The following is a 15876-nucleotide window of genomic DNA, read 5'->3' as shown; positions in this document are numbered from 1 at the left end:
TGCCTTTGAGGCTCAACGGGTCGTGAACACCGCCCAGCAACCGACCGGCTGATCGGGCTCCGGCTCGCATTCGTCATCTGCGTGGATGGGGCTGCCGACACTCGCCGATTTCATGGGGTTGGCAGGAGGGTTAGGGCATCTGCCTGAAAAGTGGATTGCGGATATGGGGAAAGCCGATGCGGACACAGGCTCGAGGTGGTTTGCGGAAGATCGGATCATCAAGCAGATTGCCGCGTACCGCAATTGCTGACGAGAGATCGTGGACGAGTTTCAGGAAACGCTAAGCCTTCGGATGCTCACGATCCCGGCCGGCATCGTGGCGCTGAGGGACGACCGCATCCAGCGGCGCTGGGATGTCGCGCTGGAATCCTACAGGATTGGAGCCGCCCCGGTGACGCAGGCACTCTACGCCGAGGTCACGGGGAGTTGGCCTTCGTCCCATGTGGACGCCAGATGCCCTGTAGAAAGCGTCTCCTGGCTCGACGCGGTTGCGTTCTGCAATCAACTGTCCGGAAAACGGGGCCTCACTGCGGCTTATGTCATCCACGACGACGCGCAAGGAGCGGATCTCCTCGCCGATGCCGACGGATATCGCCTTCCCACCGAGGCAGAGTGGGAACACGCCTGCCGTGCGGGAACGCGCGGGCCTCGCTATGGCGACCTCGGCGATATCGCCTGGTTCGCCGATAACTCGGGCGAGCGGCCCCAGCCTGTTGGCGGCAAGCAATCCAATGCCTGGGGTCTTTACGATATGCTCGGCAACGTATGGGAGTGGTGCTCCGACCAGTACGACCCACAGGTCTACGGCGCCTACCGCATCTTCCGTGGCGGCGGTTGGGCAGACGGCGAAAGAGGTTGCCTGGCAACCAATCGCCGTCGAAGCCATCCCACCTTCCGGATAGACGATCTGGGCTTTCGCCTCTGCGCAAACGCCGGAGTGTCGGGAACAGACGGACGGATGGGCAGCTAAAGCATCGGCCCGAAAAGTGGATTGCGGTTTTCGGGGCAAAGCCGATGCAAAGACAAAGGGTTAGATCATCGGACTGGATACGATATCCGGTCCGATGATCCAGGGGTGAGAACGGAAGCAGGCCCTCTCAATGAAGAGCGCCTGCCTCGGAACCATGCCCGGGTATCTAGCCGCAGCGTCCAGGGATCAATAGGTCGGGGGCGTGATGGCGCTGATGATCTCGCTCGGTTCCGCCGAGGCATTCCGGAACCGGTGCGGCTCCCGGCTGTCGAAATAATAACCATCGCCAGGCTGCAGGACCGATGACCGGCCCGCGACGGTGACCTCGACCGCGCCGCGGATGACGAGGCCGCCTTCCTGGGCCGAATGGGAGAAGGCCTCGCCCGTGTCGGCGCCGGGGGCGTAGGTCTCGTGCAGCATCAGCATCGAGCGGTTGGGAAAGCCCGTTCCGATGACGCGGTAGGAGATCGCGTCGGCCCGGCCGATTTCCGTCATTTCAGCCGCCCGGCAGAAAGGATTTGGCGGCGAGGCCGCATGAAAATCCAGAAAGAAGCCCGACATGGTCGTGCCGAGCGCGTCGAGCACGGCATGCAGCGTGTCGAGCGAAGGGCTGATCAGGTCCCGCTCGATCAGCGAAATCGACGAGTGGGAAATCCCTGAACGCAAGGCGACGGCGCGGACGCTGAGCTGACGGCGGAGCCGTAGCTCCCTCAAACGGTCGCCGATCTTCATGGAAGGCCTCCTTCAGCTGAGCGCCGCATCTGAGCCCAGCTGGTGAATATCTTCAACGCCCCTGCTGGCCTCCTTGCCTTGTCGCTGCGTGGCGCAGAAGCTTGGCCAGCTCGATCCCGCTCACCGGAAGCAGCCTGCATGTCCAAATCCGATCTCGCCCTGGAAGCCCGGATCACGCGCATCAAGGCGCCCCAGCGCAGCGCCTGGAGCGACAACACCCCGGTCGAGGCCACCGTGAAGGCGGTTCTGGAGGCGGTGCGACGGGACGGCGACGCGGCCCTGCGGCACTATTCCCGCGAGTTCGACAAGCTCGAGATCGACGCCTTCGAAGTCTCGCCCTCGGAGCGTGCCGCCGCGCTGGACGGATTGGAGACGCGGACCCGGGCCGACACCGAGTTCGCGATCGAGCGCGTGCGGGCCTTCGCCGAAGCCCAGCGCCAGACCCTGCTGCCCCTCGAGATCGAGCCGCTGCCGGGCCTGCATCTCGGCCACCGCATCATCCCGATCGCCCGCGTCGGCGCCTATGTCCCGGGCGGGCGCTATCCGCTGCTCTCGGCGCCGATCATGACGATCGTGCCGGCCAAGGTCGCGGGCTGTGACGAGGTCATCGCCTGCCTGCCGCCCGGCGCCCATCCGGCGATGATCGCCGGCTGCCATCTCTCCGGCGCCGACCGGATCTTTCGCATCGGCGGCGCGCAGGCGATTGCCGCGATGGCCTTCGGCACGGAGAGCATTCCGGCAGTCGACAAGATCGTCGGCCCGGGCAATGCCTATGTGAATGAGGCCAAGCGCCAGGTTTTTGGGCTGGTCGGTATCGACCAGCTCGCCGGTCCCAGCGAGATCTTCGTCGTCGCCGACGAGACCGGCGATGCCGTGACGATCGCGGTCGACCTCTTGGCGCAAGCCGAGCATGACGTGCGCACCCGCGTCGGCCTGATCACCACGGACCGCGCCCTGGCGGATAAGGTGCTCGTCGAGATCGAGCGGCAGCTCGGCAATCTTTCGACCGCGCCGGTCGCCGCCGCCGCCTGGCGCGACTATGGCGAGATCGTCGTCTGCGCCGACGAGACCGCCATGTTGGCCTATTCCGACCATATCGCTGCGGAGCATCTGGAGGTGCATACCCGCGACGCGCATGCCACAGCGGCGAAGCTGCGCAATTACGGCTCGATCTTCATCGGGGTCGCAGCCAGCGTGGTCTATTCCGACAAGTGCTGCGGCACGAACCACACGCTGCCGACCATGGCGGCCGGGCGGTATACCGGCGGCCTCTGGGTCGGCTCCTATCTCAAGACCTGCACGCATCAATGGCTCGACGAGCGCGGCGTGGCGGCAGTCGCCCCACCGGCCATGCGCCAGAGTGCCAGCGAAGGCCTGGAAGGCCACCGGCGGGCGGCGGCGCTGCGGCTCGCGCCGGCACAGCTGCTGCGAGAGATCGGAGCCTGATCGACGCGAAGTTTTTCCGGAAACCCCTCTATCGCACCGCGATAAAGGGGGCTCCAATAGGGGCAACGACGATCCCAACCGCGAGGGGCGGGGGGATCGCTGCAGCAGAAGCAGGGAGAAGATCCATGACGTTTCTGAAGTCCATACTCGGCAGCACCGCGCTCGCGGCGGGGCTTGTCATCGCCGGCCTCGGCGCGGCGTCGGCCCGCGATCTCACCGTCGTATCCTGGGGCGGCAACTACCAGGACGCGCAGCGCAAGATCTACTTCAAGCCCTTCGCGGAAAAGACCGGCAAGCCGGTCCTCGACGAATCCTGGGACGGCGGCGTCGGCGTCGTCCAGGCCAAGGTGAAGGCCGGTACGCCGAACTGGGACGCCGTGCAGGTCGAGGCCGATGAACTCGCCATCGGTTGCGCCGACGGCCTTTACGAGAAGCTCGACTGGAGCAAGCTCGGCGGCAAAGACAAGTTCCTGCCGAGTGCGGTGAGCGATTGCGGCGTCGGGGCCATCGTCTGGTCGACGTTGCTCTCCTACGATTCCGAGAAGCTGAAGACGGCGCCGACCTCCTGGAAGGATTTCTGGGACACCAAGACCTTTCCGGGCAAGCGCGCCCTGCGCCGGGGCCCGAAATATGCGCTCGAATTCGCGCTGATGGCCGATGGCGTCGCGCCGAAGGACGTCTATAAAACGCTACGCGAGAAGGGCGGCGTCGACCGCGCCTTCAAGAAGCTCGACGAGATCAAGTCCGATATCGTCTGGTGGGAATCGGGCGCGCAGCCGCTGCAGCTGCTGAAATCCGGCCAGGTCGTGATGACCTCTGCCTATAACGGCCGCATCAGCGGCATCAACAAGACCGAGGGTACCAAGTTCAAGACCGTCTGGCCGGGCTCCATCTACGCCGTCGACAGCTGGGTGATCCTGAAGGGCAGCCCGAACAAGGACCAGGCGATGGACTTCATCGCCTTCGCCAGCCTGCCGGAGAACCAGTCCAAGCTGCCGCAGGACATCGCCTATGGCCTGCCCAACAAGGCTGCCGCGGCCGCCGTCCCGGCCGATCTCGCCGTGGATCTGCCGACCGCGCCGCAAAATCTCGAGAATGCGATCGCGATCGATGTCGACTACTGGAACGACAATATCGAGGACCTGACCAAGCGCTTCAACGCCTGGGTCGGCAAGTAGGCCGGCAAATCGGGCGGTAAGGGAGGGCGGCCACTAGCCGCCTTCGCCTGGCCGCTCGTCATGCGACGCGCCCCGGGCACGCCAGATCGTGCCCGGGGCCGCCCCCGTCCGCCGCCCGGCCTGGCGCCGTCTCCGAACGGTTCCTCGCCGCGGCCGCAACGGCTTCGCCTCATCCTCACGGGAAGATTGATCATTTGCGAGATCTGGATCCGTTCATTCATTTCGAGGCCATCAGCAAGGTATTCGGCACGGTCACGGTGGTTGATGCGCTCGACTTCCATGTCGCGCGGGGCGAGTTCGTCAGCCTTCTCGGCCCCTCGGGCTCGGGCAAGACGACGCTCCTGATGATGCTCGCCGGGTTCGAGGCGCCGTCCGGCGGGCGCATCCATGTCGACGGGCGGCGCGTCGAGCATCTGCCGCCGCACAAGCGCGAGATGGGCGTCGTCTTCCAGAATTACGCGCTCTTCCCGCATATGACGATCGCCGAGAATGTCGGCTTTCCCCTCAAGATGCGCGGCGTCGCCCGGGCGGAGCGTGAGGCGAGGGTGAAGCGCGCGCTCGATCTGGTGCGCCTGAGCCATCTCGCCGACCGCCGGCCCTCGCAGCTCTCCGGCGGCCAGCAGCAGCGCATCGCGCTCTCGCGCGCCCTGGTCTACGAGCCCAAGGTCGTGCTGATGGACGAGCCGCTGAGCGCGCTCGACAAGCAGTTGCGCGAGCATATGCAGCTCGAGATCCGCGCGCTGCATCGCGAGCTCGGGCTGACCGTGATCTTCGTGACGCATGATCAGGGCGAGGCGCTGACCATGTCGGACCGCGTCGCGGTGCTGAACCGCGGCAAGATCGAGCAGTTCGATACGCCGTCTGGCCTCTATGACAGGCCGCGGACGCGCTTCGTCGCCGAATTCATCGGCGAGACCAATCTGCTGGCGGGGCGCGTCGCGCAGCGCCAGGGCGAGGCCACGACGGTGGCGCTCGCATCCGGTGGGAGCGTGACCTGCGACAGGGCAGTGTCGTTTGAACCCGACAGCGAGGTGATGGTCTCGGTTCGTCCCGAAATGCTGCATCTCGTGCAGGATGCTGCTGCCGCCAACGCCTTGCCGGTGACGGTCGAGGACCATGTCTATCATGGCGATCATATCCGCCTGCATCTCGCCTTCGGGGAGAGCCGTCTGGTCGCACGGGCCGGGCGGCGCGATGCGGCACCACCTGTCGGCAGCACGGCCTTCGCCAGCTTCGCGCCCGGCGATTGCTCGCTGGTGGCGCCATGAGCGCGCGCCTCAAGGCTCTGCTCCTGGTCCTGCCGCTGGTCGTCTTCCTCGGCCTGTTCTTCCTCTGGCCGCTCTGGATGATGGTCTCCACGGCGGTGCAGGGCGGCACGGTGCGCCTCGCCTTTCCACAGACGGCGACCGCGATCGCGAACTGGGATGGAGCAGGCCCGCCGTCGGCTGCCTTGCAAGCGGCGCTCGTCCGGGATTTGCGGACCGACACGCCGCAGGAGCGCTTCGGCGATGCGGTGCGCACGCTGAACAGCCAGCAGGCCGGTTTCCGCACGCTGCTCCCCCGCACGGCGCGGGCCGTGCGCGAGGCCGGCGAAGCGGACGTGGTCGATCTCGTCGCCCTCGACCCGCGTTGGAGCGAGCAGAGCTATTGGCTGGCGCTGAAGCGCAGCATGCCGGCCTATACGGATGCCAATCTGCTGGCGGCGGTCGACCTCAAGCGCAATGACGAGGCGCGGATCGAGCCCGTCGAAGCCGATTTCGCCGTCAACCGCGCGATCATGCTGCGGACCTTCGTCATTGCCGGCCAGGTCACGCTGCTTTGCGCGGCGATCGGCTTGCCCTTCGCGATGCTGGCGGCGAGCGTGTCGGGCTGGAAGCGCAATGCGCTGCTCATCGCCGTGCTGCTGCCGCTCTGGACATCGCTTTTGGTGCGCACGGCGGCCTGGCTGATCCTGCTGCAGGATAACGGGCTGATCAACCAGACGCTGCGCGCGCTCGGGCTGATCGAGACGCCGCTCTCGTTGATCTACAACCGCACCGGCGTGCTGATCGCCATGACGCATGTCCTGCTGCCGCTGATGGTGCTGCCGATCTATGCCAGCCTGATCGCGATCCCGCGGAACCTGATGCCGGCCGCCGCGGCGCTGGGCGCAGCCCCGCTGCAGGCCTTCCGCCATGTCCTGCTGCCGCTCGCCATGCCGGGCCTGCTCTCGGGCTCGCTGCTCGTCTTCATGGTGGCGCTCGGCTACTACATCACCCCGGCTTTGACAGGCGGGGCCGGCGACCAGATGATCAGCTCGGTCATCGCCTTCTACGCGACGGGAACGGCGAACTGGGGCATGGCGGGCGCGCTCGGCCTGTTCCTGCTGGTGCCGACGACCGTGCTCTACATCCTTTACGGCCGGCTCTCGCGCACGCCGCTGGTGCAGACATGAGCGGCGTGTCTCGCCCCGGCGCTGCGGCCTTCAACGCCGTGCGGCTCGCTTTCGCCGCGCTCGCCGTCGCCTTCCTGCTACTGCCGCTCGTCGCGATCCTGCCGCTCGCCTTCACCGACAGCGTCTTCCTGGTCTATCCGATCAGCGGCCCCTCGCTGCGCTGGTTCGGCGCGCTGGCCGAAAGCCAGGCCTGGACCCGTGCGATCGTCAATTCGCTGATCATCGGCACGGGCGCGACCGTCGTCGCGACGGTGGTCGGAACGCTTGCCGCGCTTGGGCTCAGGCGCGAGCTCCTGCCGTTTTCCGGATTGTTGCGCTCGGTCTTCCTGCTGCCGATGGTGGTGCCGGCGGTCGTGCTCGGCGTCGGCATGCAGATCCTGTACGCCCGCATGGGGCTGGCCTCGAGCTATCTCGGCGTCATCATTGCGCATGCGGTGCTCTGCGTGCCCTTCGTGCTCGTCAATGTTGCGAGCTCGCTGGCCAGCATCGACCCGGCGCTGGAGCGTGCCGCAGCCAGTCTCGGCGCCTCGCCGGTCAAGGTCTTCCGCGGCGTGACGCTGCCGCTGGCCATGCCCGGCATTCTGACCGGCGCGGTCTTTGCCTTCGCGACCTCGCTCGACGAGGTGGTGATCACGCTCTTCGTCGCGGGCCCCAACCAGACCACGCTCGCCCGTCAGATGTTCTCCTCGCTCCGCGAGAACATCAGCCCGGCGATCGCGGCCGCAGCCTTCATCATCATGATCGTGACCTTCGCCTTGCTGCTTGCCGTGAAGGGCGCCTCGCTCTTCCAGGCGCTGCGCAAGAGGCAGAAGGTTCAGCCGAGTGAGGCGTGAGGCCGGCATCAGGTCGCAAAAACCACCAGATCTGGTTGCGCTCGTTTGGTAGCTCCCGGCTCCCTTCTGCCAAGGGAATGGCGTGGAATCGATCGGATGCGCTTATTGAGGTTGAAAGGCGACGCGCCCGATAGCCGGAGCCATTTCCCGCTTGGGGCATGTCTGCTTCGGGCTTCGAATGGCTTGGGGCGTCGGCGCCTCGATCTCCGCTTCGCTGGCGGGCGTGATCATCGTCAACGCCGGTTACTCAACGGCCTTCGTCAGGCTCCCCGCCTGCGGCCTCGTCTTCTATCTCGTTGCCATGCCGGAGACCCGCGGCTATGAGCCGCCGACCGACCACCGCGCCATTCCGGCGCCGGCGATGACGGGCGAAAGAGCGGCGTAACCTTCATGACGGGCTGGGGGCTCAACGCGACGCAGTTCCTCGCGATCGCGATCTTCGTCGCGACCTATGTCGCGATCGCCATCGGCCGGATGCCGGGCCTGCGCGTCGACCGGGCCGGGGCGGCGCTGGTCGGGGCCGCGCTCATGGTCGGCTGCGGCGTGCTCTCGCTGGAGGACGCCTATCGCGCGATCGACCTCGACACCATCACGCTCCTGCTCGGCATGATGATCGTCGTCGCCAATCTGCGGTTATCGGGTTTCTTTCGCATGGTAGCCGGCTGGGCCGTCGGCAAGGCGTACCACCCGGCGCTGCTGCTCGCGGCCGTCGTGGTGACGACCGGCGTGCTCTCGGCGTTTCTCGTCAACGACGCGATCTGCCTGGTGATGACGCCCATCGTCATCACGCTGACCCGCGCGCTCGACCGCAACCCGGTGCCTTATCTCATCGCAGTCGCGCTCGCCTCGAACGTAGGCTCGACCGCGACGATCACCGGTAACCCCCAGAACATGATCATCGGCAATCTCTCGGGGATCTCCTACGGCGCCTTCACTGCGGCGTTGGCGCCGGTGGCAGCACTCGGACTAATCGTCACGATCCTGCTCGTGCTCCTCCTCAACCCGCGCGAGTACTTCACCCGCCAGAGGCTGCCGACGGTCTCGATCCCCGCGCATTTCCATAGTTGGTTGGCGCTCAAATCGGCGCTCATCTCCCTGGCAATGATCGTGCTGTTCTTCCTCGGCCAGCCGGTCGCCAAGGTCGCGATCTGCGCGGCGGCCTTGCTGCTGCTGACGCGGCGCATCGAGCCGCGCAAAGTCTATGGCGATATCGACGGGCAGCTCCTGCTGATGTTCGCAGGCCTCTTCGTCGTCGTGCGCGGGCTGGAGCACGCGGTGCTGACCAAGGAGGTCCTGGCCCAGGCCGCGCATTTCGACCTCGGCAATGTCGCGGCGCTTACCGGGGTCACCGCTGTCCTGTCCAACCTCGTCAGCAATGTCCCGGCCGTGCTGGTGCTGAAGCCCTTCGTCGAGCAGTTGCAGGATCCGCAGCGCGCCTGGCTCGTCGTGGCGATGGCCTCGACGCTCGCGGGTAATTTCACGCTCCTAGGCTCCGTCGCCAACCTCATCGTCGCCGAGCGCGCTGCCAAGGAGGGCATCTCGATCGATTTCTGGACCTATTTCAAGATCGGCGCGCCACTGACCATCGCCACGCTAGCGATCGGCCTCTACATGCTGTCCTGACTTCAGAAAGCAGTCGGGGCCGCTTGGGTCGCTTCGAGAAGCCGCAGATCTCCGACACGGACCGGGGCGCGCCAGGCCTATCAAAGGGTTTGCCGCAAAGGACGACGATATCAAGAAAGGCGAACTCTACCGGCCGACGATGATGCAGCTTCCCGCGAAGCCGCTGGGTAGCCAATGATGTAAGCGATTGCCATGAGGGCGCGCTCAGAGTGCGCGCACCACGTGGAGCGCGTCGCGGACTGGCATTCCGCCTTGCGCGCCGGCCGACAGGCAGGAGAGCGCGGCCGCCTTGCAGCCGAAACGAAGGGCATCGGCGAGGGGGGAGCCTTCGTGAAGGGCAACCGCAATCGCGCCGACGAAGGTGTCGCCGGCTCCCGTGGTGTCGACTGGCACGATGGCTGGCGTCGTTGCCGTGCAAACCTGTCCATCGGCCGTATAGGCGAAGGCGCCTCGCGCACCGGCCGTGACGATGCAGGTCGTGGCGGAGCGCGTCGCGAGCTGCGCGATGTCGTCGGCGGCAACGCCCAGGATCAGGGCGATGTCGCTGGCCTCATGCTCGTTCACGACGAGAATATCGCTCGCTTCCAGCAGAGCCGTGGCCTCGTCGCCTGTCATCGCGGGAGGAACCGGGGCGCAGTTCCAGATGACGCGGCCGCCGGCCTGGCGGGTGCGGCGCGCCACGTCGAGCGAGGCCGGGAAGGGCACTTCCATCTGCAGCACGAGAACGGTGCCGCTCCTGAGCATGGCGTCCGGCACATCCCCCGCGGACAACGCGCCATTGGCGCCGCTCGCGACGGTGATCGCATTCTCCGCCTGCGCATCGACCGAGATGAAGGCGCAGCCGGTCGGGGTGTCGCAGACACGGACCAGCTCCGTCGATACGCCGTTGCGACCGAGGTTTTCGGTCGAATCCCGCCCGAAGGCATCGGCACCGACGCAAGCCGCCATCACCAAGGTGCCGGGCGCCGAGAGGCGCGCCGCAGCCACCGCCTGATTGGCGCCCTTGCCACCGAAATGCTGCTCATGGGAGCGGGCGAGCACCGTCATGCCCGGTCCCGCAATGGTGGCGACCCTTGCCACCAGATCCACGTTGATGGAGCCAAAGACCAGGATCATCGGCGGGTTCGCTCAGCCTTCCGCGTCCATCGCGTGCAGCTTGTCGACGCGGCGGCGGAAGTCCTCGTCGGTGGAGAACTCTGCCGCCAGATAGGCGTCGATCAGGTCGCTCGCCAGCCACGGGCCGATGATCTTGGCACCGATGCACATGACGTTGACATCGTCATGCTCGACGCTCTGATGGGCCGAGTGAACGTCATGGCAGACGGCCGCGCGGATGCCCTTCATCTTGTTGGCCGCGATCGAGGCGCCGACGCCGGTGCCGCAGACCATGATGCCGCGGTCGGCCTCGCCGGACGTGACCTTGCGCGCCACCTCGCGTGCGATGTCGGGGAAGTCGACCGGCTGGTCATCGAAGGATCCGACATCGAGCACATCGTGCCCGAGCGTCCTGATATGGTCGATGACGTGCTTCTTGAGAGACCATCCGGCGTGGTCCGAGCCAATGACGAGGCGCATGGGTAGTATCCTTGTTTCGAAGTGGGAGCCGGCGGCCGCAAGTGCACACCGCCGGCCTGTCTGACGTCAGCCCCGCATGTTTTCGGGCAGTTCGGTGCCGTGGAACTTCTTGTAGATGGCGTTGAGCTTGCCGTTCTTGAGGTTCTCCTGAACCCAGGCATCGAGCTTTTCGAGCAGCTTCGGCTCACCCTTCTTCACGCCGATGGCGAGATCGAAATTGGTGATCGAGACCTTCGGCTCGAAGGCGCGGGCCGGCGCCTTGACGCCGATCTGGCTGACGATCGTCGCCGAGGTCGCGATGCAGTCGGCCTGCCCGGAGATCGCTGCCGTGACCATGGTCGCATCGTCGTCATAGCGCGCGAGCTTGAGGTCGCGTTCCTTCATGTTGGTGAGCGTGGTGTCCTGCGTGGTGCCGCGCGAGACGCCGATCGTCTTGCCCTTGAGATCGTCCCAGCTCTTGACCTGATCGGACTTCAGGCAGCCGACCACCGATTGCAGGGCGGCATAGGGCTTGGAGAAGTCGATCACCTTGGCGCGTTCGGGCGTCACCGACAGCGTCGAGATGATGATGTCGGCCTTGTTGGTCTGCACATTGGGAATGCGCGTCGCGCCGGTCGTCTGCACGAATTCGAGCTGCAGGCCCCAGTCCTTGGCGAGAAGCTCGGCGGTTTCGACATCCGAGCCCGTCGGCTTCATCGTGCCGTCCATCATGCCCGACGGCGGGATCGCCAGATCCGTCGCGATGCGGATCTTCTTCGCCTTCATGATGTCGTCGAACACATCGGCGCGTGCGCCGTGCCCGGACAGCGTTGCCAGCCCAGCCGCGAGCAGCATGGTGGCGATTGCATTGCGTTTCATCCCTGGATCTCCCTTGCCTTGGATTTTTTAAAAGCCCGTTCCGACGAACTGGGCGAGTTCCGGTGTCGCCGGGGCGGCAAGGATCGAGGCTGTTCCCGTCTCGTGAACCTTGCCGGCATGCATGAACACCACCTTGTCGGCGATGCCCCTGGCAAATCCCATCTCGTGCGTGACCATCACCATGGTCATGCCGTCCGCAGCGAGCGCTTCGATGACCTTCAGCACTTCCCCGGTCAGTTCGGGGTCGAGCGCCGAGGTCACTTCGTCGAACAGCATCACCTTCGGTTGCATGGCGAGCGAGCGCGCGATCGCCGCGCGCTGCTGCTGGCCGCCGGAAAGCTGTTCGGGATAGGCGTGGAGCTTTTCCGCCAGGCCGACCTGCGCCAGCACCGCCTGGGCGCGTTCGCGGGCCTCGGCCTTGGCCATCCGCTTCACCGAGACCGGCGCCAGCGTGATGTTCTGCTCGATCGTCAGATGGGGGAAGAGATTGTAGCTCTGGAAGACGATGCCGACATCCTGGCGCAGCGCGCGCAGATCGATGTCGGGGGCATCGACACGGTGGCCGCAGACATGGATCTCGCCACTGTCGATCGTCTCGAAGCGGTCGATGCAGCGCAGTGCGGTGCTCTTGCCGGAACCGGAACGGCCGATCAGGACGAGCACATCGCCGCGCGCCACCGAGAAATCGACGCCGTCCAGCACCTTCAGGCTGCCGAAGCTCTTGTGAACATCCCTGAGGGAAACGACCGGGCTGTCCTGGGTCATCTGCGTCTCCTGCCTGGTCAAGCCGGCATCAGTTTCGTGCGACCATTGCCCATGCGTCGCTCCAGGCGACGGCTGAGCGCCGAGATCGGGAAACAGAGGGCGAAATAGATCACCGCGATGATCGCGTAGATCAGGAAGGGCTCGAACAGCGAGTTGTTGATGATCTGGCCGGCGCGGGCGAGTTCGACGAAGCCGACGACCGAGGCCAGCGAGGTGTTCTTGATGATCTGCACCATGAAGCCGACCGTCGGCGGCGTCGCGATCCGCATCGCCTGCGGCAGGATGACCTTGATCATCCGCTGCGTCCGGCTCAAGCCCAGGCCTTCGGCCGCTTCCCATTGCGGCTTCGGCACGGACTGGATGCAGCCCCGCCAGATCTCGCCGAAATAGGCGCCGACATAGATCGTCAGCGAGGCGCTGGCCGCCATCAGCGCCGAGATCGAGAAGCCCAGCGCCGAAAGGCCGAAATAGCCCAGGAACATGATCACCAGCAGCGGTGTTCCCTGGATCAGCTGGACGTAGCCGCCGCTGAGCAGGCGTATCGTGCGGCTCGGCGACACCCGCGCGAGCGCGATCAGGAAGCCGAGCAGACCACCGCCGACCAGGGCGATCGTGGACAGGCCGATCGTCCACAGTGCGCCATGGCCGAGGAACAACAGGTGATTGGCGTTGAGAGACCCACCCATCGCCGTCACAACGCCGTGCCGAGGCGCCGGCGGCGCGGAAACAGCGCAAGCCCCAGCGCCCAGAAGCCGGCTCTCAGCACGAGCGAGAGCACGACATAGGCGATCGCGACCAGGATATAGGTCTCGAAGGCGCGATAGGTGTCAGACTGGATGTAGTTGGCGACGGCGGTCAGCTCTTCCGCCGAGATCTGCGAGGTCACGGACGAGGCCAGCATCAGCAGCACGAACTGGCTGGTCAGTGCCGGATAGACCTTCTCGGTGGCCGGCAGCAGGATGACATGCCAGTAGATCTGGAAGCGCGACAGGGCGAGGCCCTCGGCCGCCTCGATCTGGCCGACGGGGATGGATTCGAAGCCCGCGCGCATGATTTCCGCGGTATAGGCGCCGACATTGATCGCGAGCGCGGCGGCCGCGACGGAAAAGGCCGAGAACTTGAAGCCGACGCTGGCGAGGCCGAAATAGACGAGGAAGATCTGGACGAGCAACGGCGTGTTGCGGATCGCCTCGACATAGAGCGTGCAGACCCGCGCGATCAGGCGGTTTCCGCTGTTGCGGCCGACGGCGCAGAAGGTGCCGATGACCCCGCCGAACAGGATCGCGAGAGCGGCGAGCTTCAGCGTCATGACCGCGCCGTCCCAGAACAGGGGCCAGCGCTCCAGAACGACGGAAAAGTCGAGGTTCAGGCCCATCGCCGCCGCCCGCCTCAGGCTCTGTTCGTCATGCGGTCATAGACGCGGAAAAGCGCCTGGTTGCCATTGGCGCCTTCGCCATGGGCGCGGGCTTCGATGTACTGGCTGGTAACCAGCGCGGTTCCGGGCAGGGGCACCGAAAGGGCCTGGGCCTGCTCCTGGACCAGCCTGAGGTCCTTCAGCATCAGGTCGATGCGGAAGCCCGCCCCGACATCGCCGGAGATCATGGCCGGGCCGAGTTTTTCGAGCATCCAGGACGCGGCCGAGCCGCCGAGCAGGACATTGCGGAGCTGCTCGAGATCGACGCCCGAGGCCCGGCCAAGCGCGATCGCCTCGCAGATCGCCTGTATATTGATGCCGCAGATCAGCTGATTGCAGAGCTTGACCGCCTGGCCGGCTCCCGGCGCACCGACATGGGTGATCGTCGTGCCCATCGCCCTGAAATAGGGCTCGGCGCGGGCAAAGGCCTCGGCCTCGCCGCCGGCCATGATCGACAGGGCCGCGTTCTTGGCGCCGATCGGCCCGCCCGACACCGGCGCATCGATGAAATCGGTGCCCGTCGCCTTGAGATCGGCATGAATGCGCCGCACGGCGACAGGCGAGATCGTGCTCATGTCGACGATGAGGCGGCCGGCGGGCGGCGAGGCGAGCAGCCCTTGCGCGCCGTAGACGACCTCCTCGACCTGCGGCGTGTCGGGCAGCATCGTGATGGCGATATCCGCGGTCGCGGCGGCCTGCGCCGGGCTTGTCGCCGCGACCGCGCCGGCGGAGGCGAGTTCTTCGACGGCGCTGCCGACGATGTCGAAGGCCGTGACGCTGTGCCCGGCCTTCAGGAGGTTGCGCGCCATCTCCCGCCCCATCGTGCCGAGGCCGATGAAGCCGACGTGCCCCTTGTCGTTTCGTCCCATAGCGCTTCTCTTCTTCTGAAAGGCTCTAGCCGGTGGCCGGTTCGCCGCTGTCCCCGTCGCCAAGCGCCGCGCGGCGCCGATATTCGTCGCCGATGGCAAAATGCCGTCGCAAGGTGACTTCGGCGCGATCGGGATCGCGCGCGACGATGGCGTCGAAGACCCTCTTATGGTCGTCGATCAGGTAGGTCTTCATCGAGCCGAACATCTGCACCAGCTCGCGCCGGCTGCGATGCGAGCGGGCGAGCAAGGTCGACATCGAATCGTGCAGGACGGCGAGCGTCTGCGAGCGCGAGGCCAGCACAATCGCCCGGTGGAAATCGTAATCGGCCAGGCTCCCGGCCTCGGCCTCGTCGATCGTCGCACCGATGCGGACGAGCGCGCGCTGCAGGCGTTCGAAATCGGCGATCATCGCGCGCTCGCAGGCCAGGCGGATCGCCTGGCATTCGATCGCGATGCGCGCCTCCATGACATCGTCGATCAGGTCGGCCTGCTGAGCGAGCGCCAGCGCGAAGAAATCCTTCAGCATCGAGATGTCGGGGCGCTTGACGATCGTGCCGATGCGATCGCGGATCTCGACGATGCCCAGCATATGCAGGGCTCGCAACGCCTCGCGCACGATCGGCCGGCTGACGCCGAGTTGCACGGCGAGTTCGCGCTCGGCGATCAACCTGTCGCCGGGCTTGAGTGTGCCGTCGAGAAGCTGTTCGCGCAAAAACGCAAAAACCTTCTCGAACCCTTTCGGGTCTTCTGCAGCCTGAGCGTCCATCCCAAGATCACTTGTTTTTTATTCTGGTCAGACCAATACGATGACCAGAGCCGGACGTCAACACCGGGCCTTGCAGCCGCCTGTGGAACGGCGATCGCGGGAAAGGCGAGGGGGAGGGCGTGCCGTGGCGGCGGTGACCACGCGAGTTGGAAACGCCAGCCGACATGGTCGCATCGTGGCTGCCGTCTCGGTGGAAGGCTCAGCCCTGCGGAAGCTTCCTGCCGGCCGCGGGGCCGTCGCTGTGGTGAGGCCTGCCTCGTTCGCCTATGGCGGCCAGCGGCCGGATCGACCTCGACCATGCGCGGAGGTTCTCCGCGCCGGCCACGGTCCCGCGTTCGCTTCGCCCGGCTGTGTCGGTTCGGGTCAGGCGGCGGACTGACACCAGTCGGCGCGCATCGGACGGCGTGAGTTGC

17 protein-coding genes are annotated in these 15876 nt (G+C 66.0%); 8 read left to right on the top strand and 9 right to left on the bottom strand.

Going from position 1 to position 15876, the window contains the following annotated elements:
* Positions 1–259 precede the first annotated feature (259 nt).
* The gene (locus AC1DGP_RS19560) at positions 260–970 is read left to right on the top strand and encodes a formylglycine-generating enzyme family protein (protein ID WP_441506774.1); all 711 of its coding nucleotides are present in this window, start codon (positions 260–262) and stop codon (positions 968–970) included.
* 186 nt (positions 971–1156) lie between these two features.
* On the opposite strand, the gene AC1DGP_RS19555 is transcribed toward AC1DGP_RS19560, so the two are convergent.
* Positions 1157–1702: a cupin domain-containing protein gene (locus AC1DGP_RS19555; RefSeq protein ID WP_441506775.1), complete on the bottom strand. Its 546-nt coding sequence runs from the start codon at positions 1700–1702 to the stop codon at positions 1157–1159.
* A gap of 138 nt (positions 1703–1840) precedes the next feature.
* On the opposite strand from AC1DGP_RS19555, the gene hisD reads away from it, so the two are divergent.
* The 7 genes from hisD (at position 1841) to AC1DGP_RS19520 (ending at position 9216) form a co-directional block, all read left to right on the top strand.
* Positions 1841–3148 (top strand): histidinol dehydrogenase, encoded by a 1308-nt coding sequence (gene hisD / locus AC1DGP_RS19550; RefSeq protein ID WP_441506776.1) that lies wholly within the window; start codon positions 1841–1843, stop codon positions 3146–3148.
* A 125-nt stretch (positions 3149–3273) separates the two neighbouring features.
* On the top strand, positions 3274–4326 hold the full coding sequence (locus AC1DGP_RS19545; protein ID WP_441506777.1) for an ABC transporter substrate-binding protein: 1053 nt from the start codon (positions 3274–3276) through the stop codon (positions 4324–4326).
* A 203-nt stretch (positions 4327–4529) separates the two neighbouring features.
* On the top strand, positions 4530–5594 hold the full coding sequence (locus AC1DGP_RS19540; RefSeq protein WP_441506806.1) for an ABC transporter ATP-binding protein: 1065 nt from the start codon (positions 4530–4532) through the stop codon (positions 5592–5594).
* Positions 5591–6760, top strand: coding sequence for an ABC transporter permease (locus AC1DGP_RS19535; RefSeq protein ID WP_441506778.1), 1170 nt, complete (start codon positions 5591–5593; stop codon positions 6758–6760). Before AC1DGP_RS19540 ends, AC1DGP_RS19535 begins: the two co-directional genes overlap by 4 nt.
* On the top strand, positions 6757–7593 hold the full coding sequence (locus tag AC1DGP_RS19530; protein ID WP_441506779.1) for an ABC transporter permease: 837 nt from the start codon (positions 6757–6759) through the stop codon (positions 7591–7593). Before AC1DGP_RS19535 ends, AC1DGP_RS19530 begins: the two co-directional genes overlap by 4 nt.
* Before the next feature lie 178 nt (positions 7594–7771).
* The gene (locus AC1DGP_RS19525; protein WP_441491223.1) at positions 7772–7978 is read left to right on the top strand and encodes a hypothetical protein; all 207 of its coding nucleotides are present in this window, start codon (positions 7772–7774) and stop codon (positions 7976–7978) included.
* Positions 7979–7983: 5 nt separating this feature from the next.
* A complete protein-coding gene (locus AC1DGP_RS19520) occupies positions 7984–9216 on the top strand; it encodes an anion transporter (protein ID WP_441506780.1) in 1233 nt (410 codons plus the stop codon).
* 204 nt (positions 9217–9420) lie between these two features.
* Here AC1DGP_RS19520 and AC1DGP_RS19515 read toward each other — a convergent pair whose 3' ends face one another.
* The 8 genes from AC1DGP_RS19515 to AC1DGP_RS19480 form a co-directional block, all read right to left on the bottom strand.
* Positions 9421–10332, bottom strand: a complete 912-nt coding sequence (locus AC1DGP_RS19515) for a ribokinase (protein ID WP_441506781.1) — start codon at positions 10330–10332, stop codon at positions 9421–9423.
* A gap of 12 nt (positions 10333–10344) precedes the next feature.
* Entirely contained in the window at positions 10345–10791 is a 447-nt protein-coding gene (gene rpiB, locus AC1DGP_RS19510; protein ID WP_441506782.1) for a ribose 5-phosphate isomerase B, read from the bottom strand.
* A gap of 66 nt (positions 10792–10857) precedes the next feature.
* Positions 10858–11625, bottom strand: coding sequence for a transporter substrate-binding domain-containing protein (locus tag AC1DGP_RS19505; RefSeq protein WP_441506807.1), 768 nt, complete (start codon positions 11623–11625; stop codon positions 10858–10860).
* Between the two features lie 51 nt (positions 11626–11676).
* Complete coding sequence (locus AC1DGP_RS19500) at positions 11677–12414, bottom strand: amino acid ABC transporter ATP-binding protein (protein ID WP_441506783.1); 738 nt, start codon at positions 12412–12414, stop codon at positions 11677–11679.
* Between the two features lie 17 nt (positions 12415–12431).
* Positions 12432–13100 (bottom strand): amino acid ABC transporter permease, encoded by a 669-nt coding sequence (locus tag AC1DGP_RS19495; protein ID WP_441506784.1) that lies wholly within the window; start codon positions 13098–13100, stop codon positions 12432–12434.
* 5 nt (positions 13101–13105) lie between these two features.
* On the bottom strand, positions 13106–13789 hold the full coding sequence (locus tag AC1DGP_RS19490; RefSeq protein WP_441491228.1) for an amino acid ABC transporter permease: 684 nt from the start codon (positions 13787–13789) through the stop codon (positions 13106–13108).
* A 14-nt stretch (positions 13790–13803) separates the two neighbouring features.
* Positions 13804–14760 carry an NAD(P)-dependent oxidoreductase gene (locus tag AC1DGP_RS19485; RefSeq protein WP_476825602.1) on the bottom strand — a complete coding sequence of 319 codons (957 nt, stop codon included), beginning with the start codon at positions 14758–14760 and terminating at the stop codon, positions 13804–13806.
* Positions 14723–15463, bottom strand: coding sequence for a FadR/GntR family transcriptional regulator (locus tag AC1DGP_RS19480; protein ID WP_441491230.1), 741 nt, complete (start codon positions 15461–15463; stop codon positions 14723–14725). The genes AC1DGP_RS19485 and AC1DGP_RS19480 overlap by 38 nt, the downstream gene beginning before the upstream one ends.
* Positions 15464–15876: the final 413 nt, after the last annotated feature.

It is taken from the genome of Allobosea sp. 05T433, assembly GCF_056396065.1.
The sequence above is the reverse complement of the archived record's forward strand: the minus strand, read 5'-3'. Positions and strand labels throughout refer to the sequence as shown.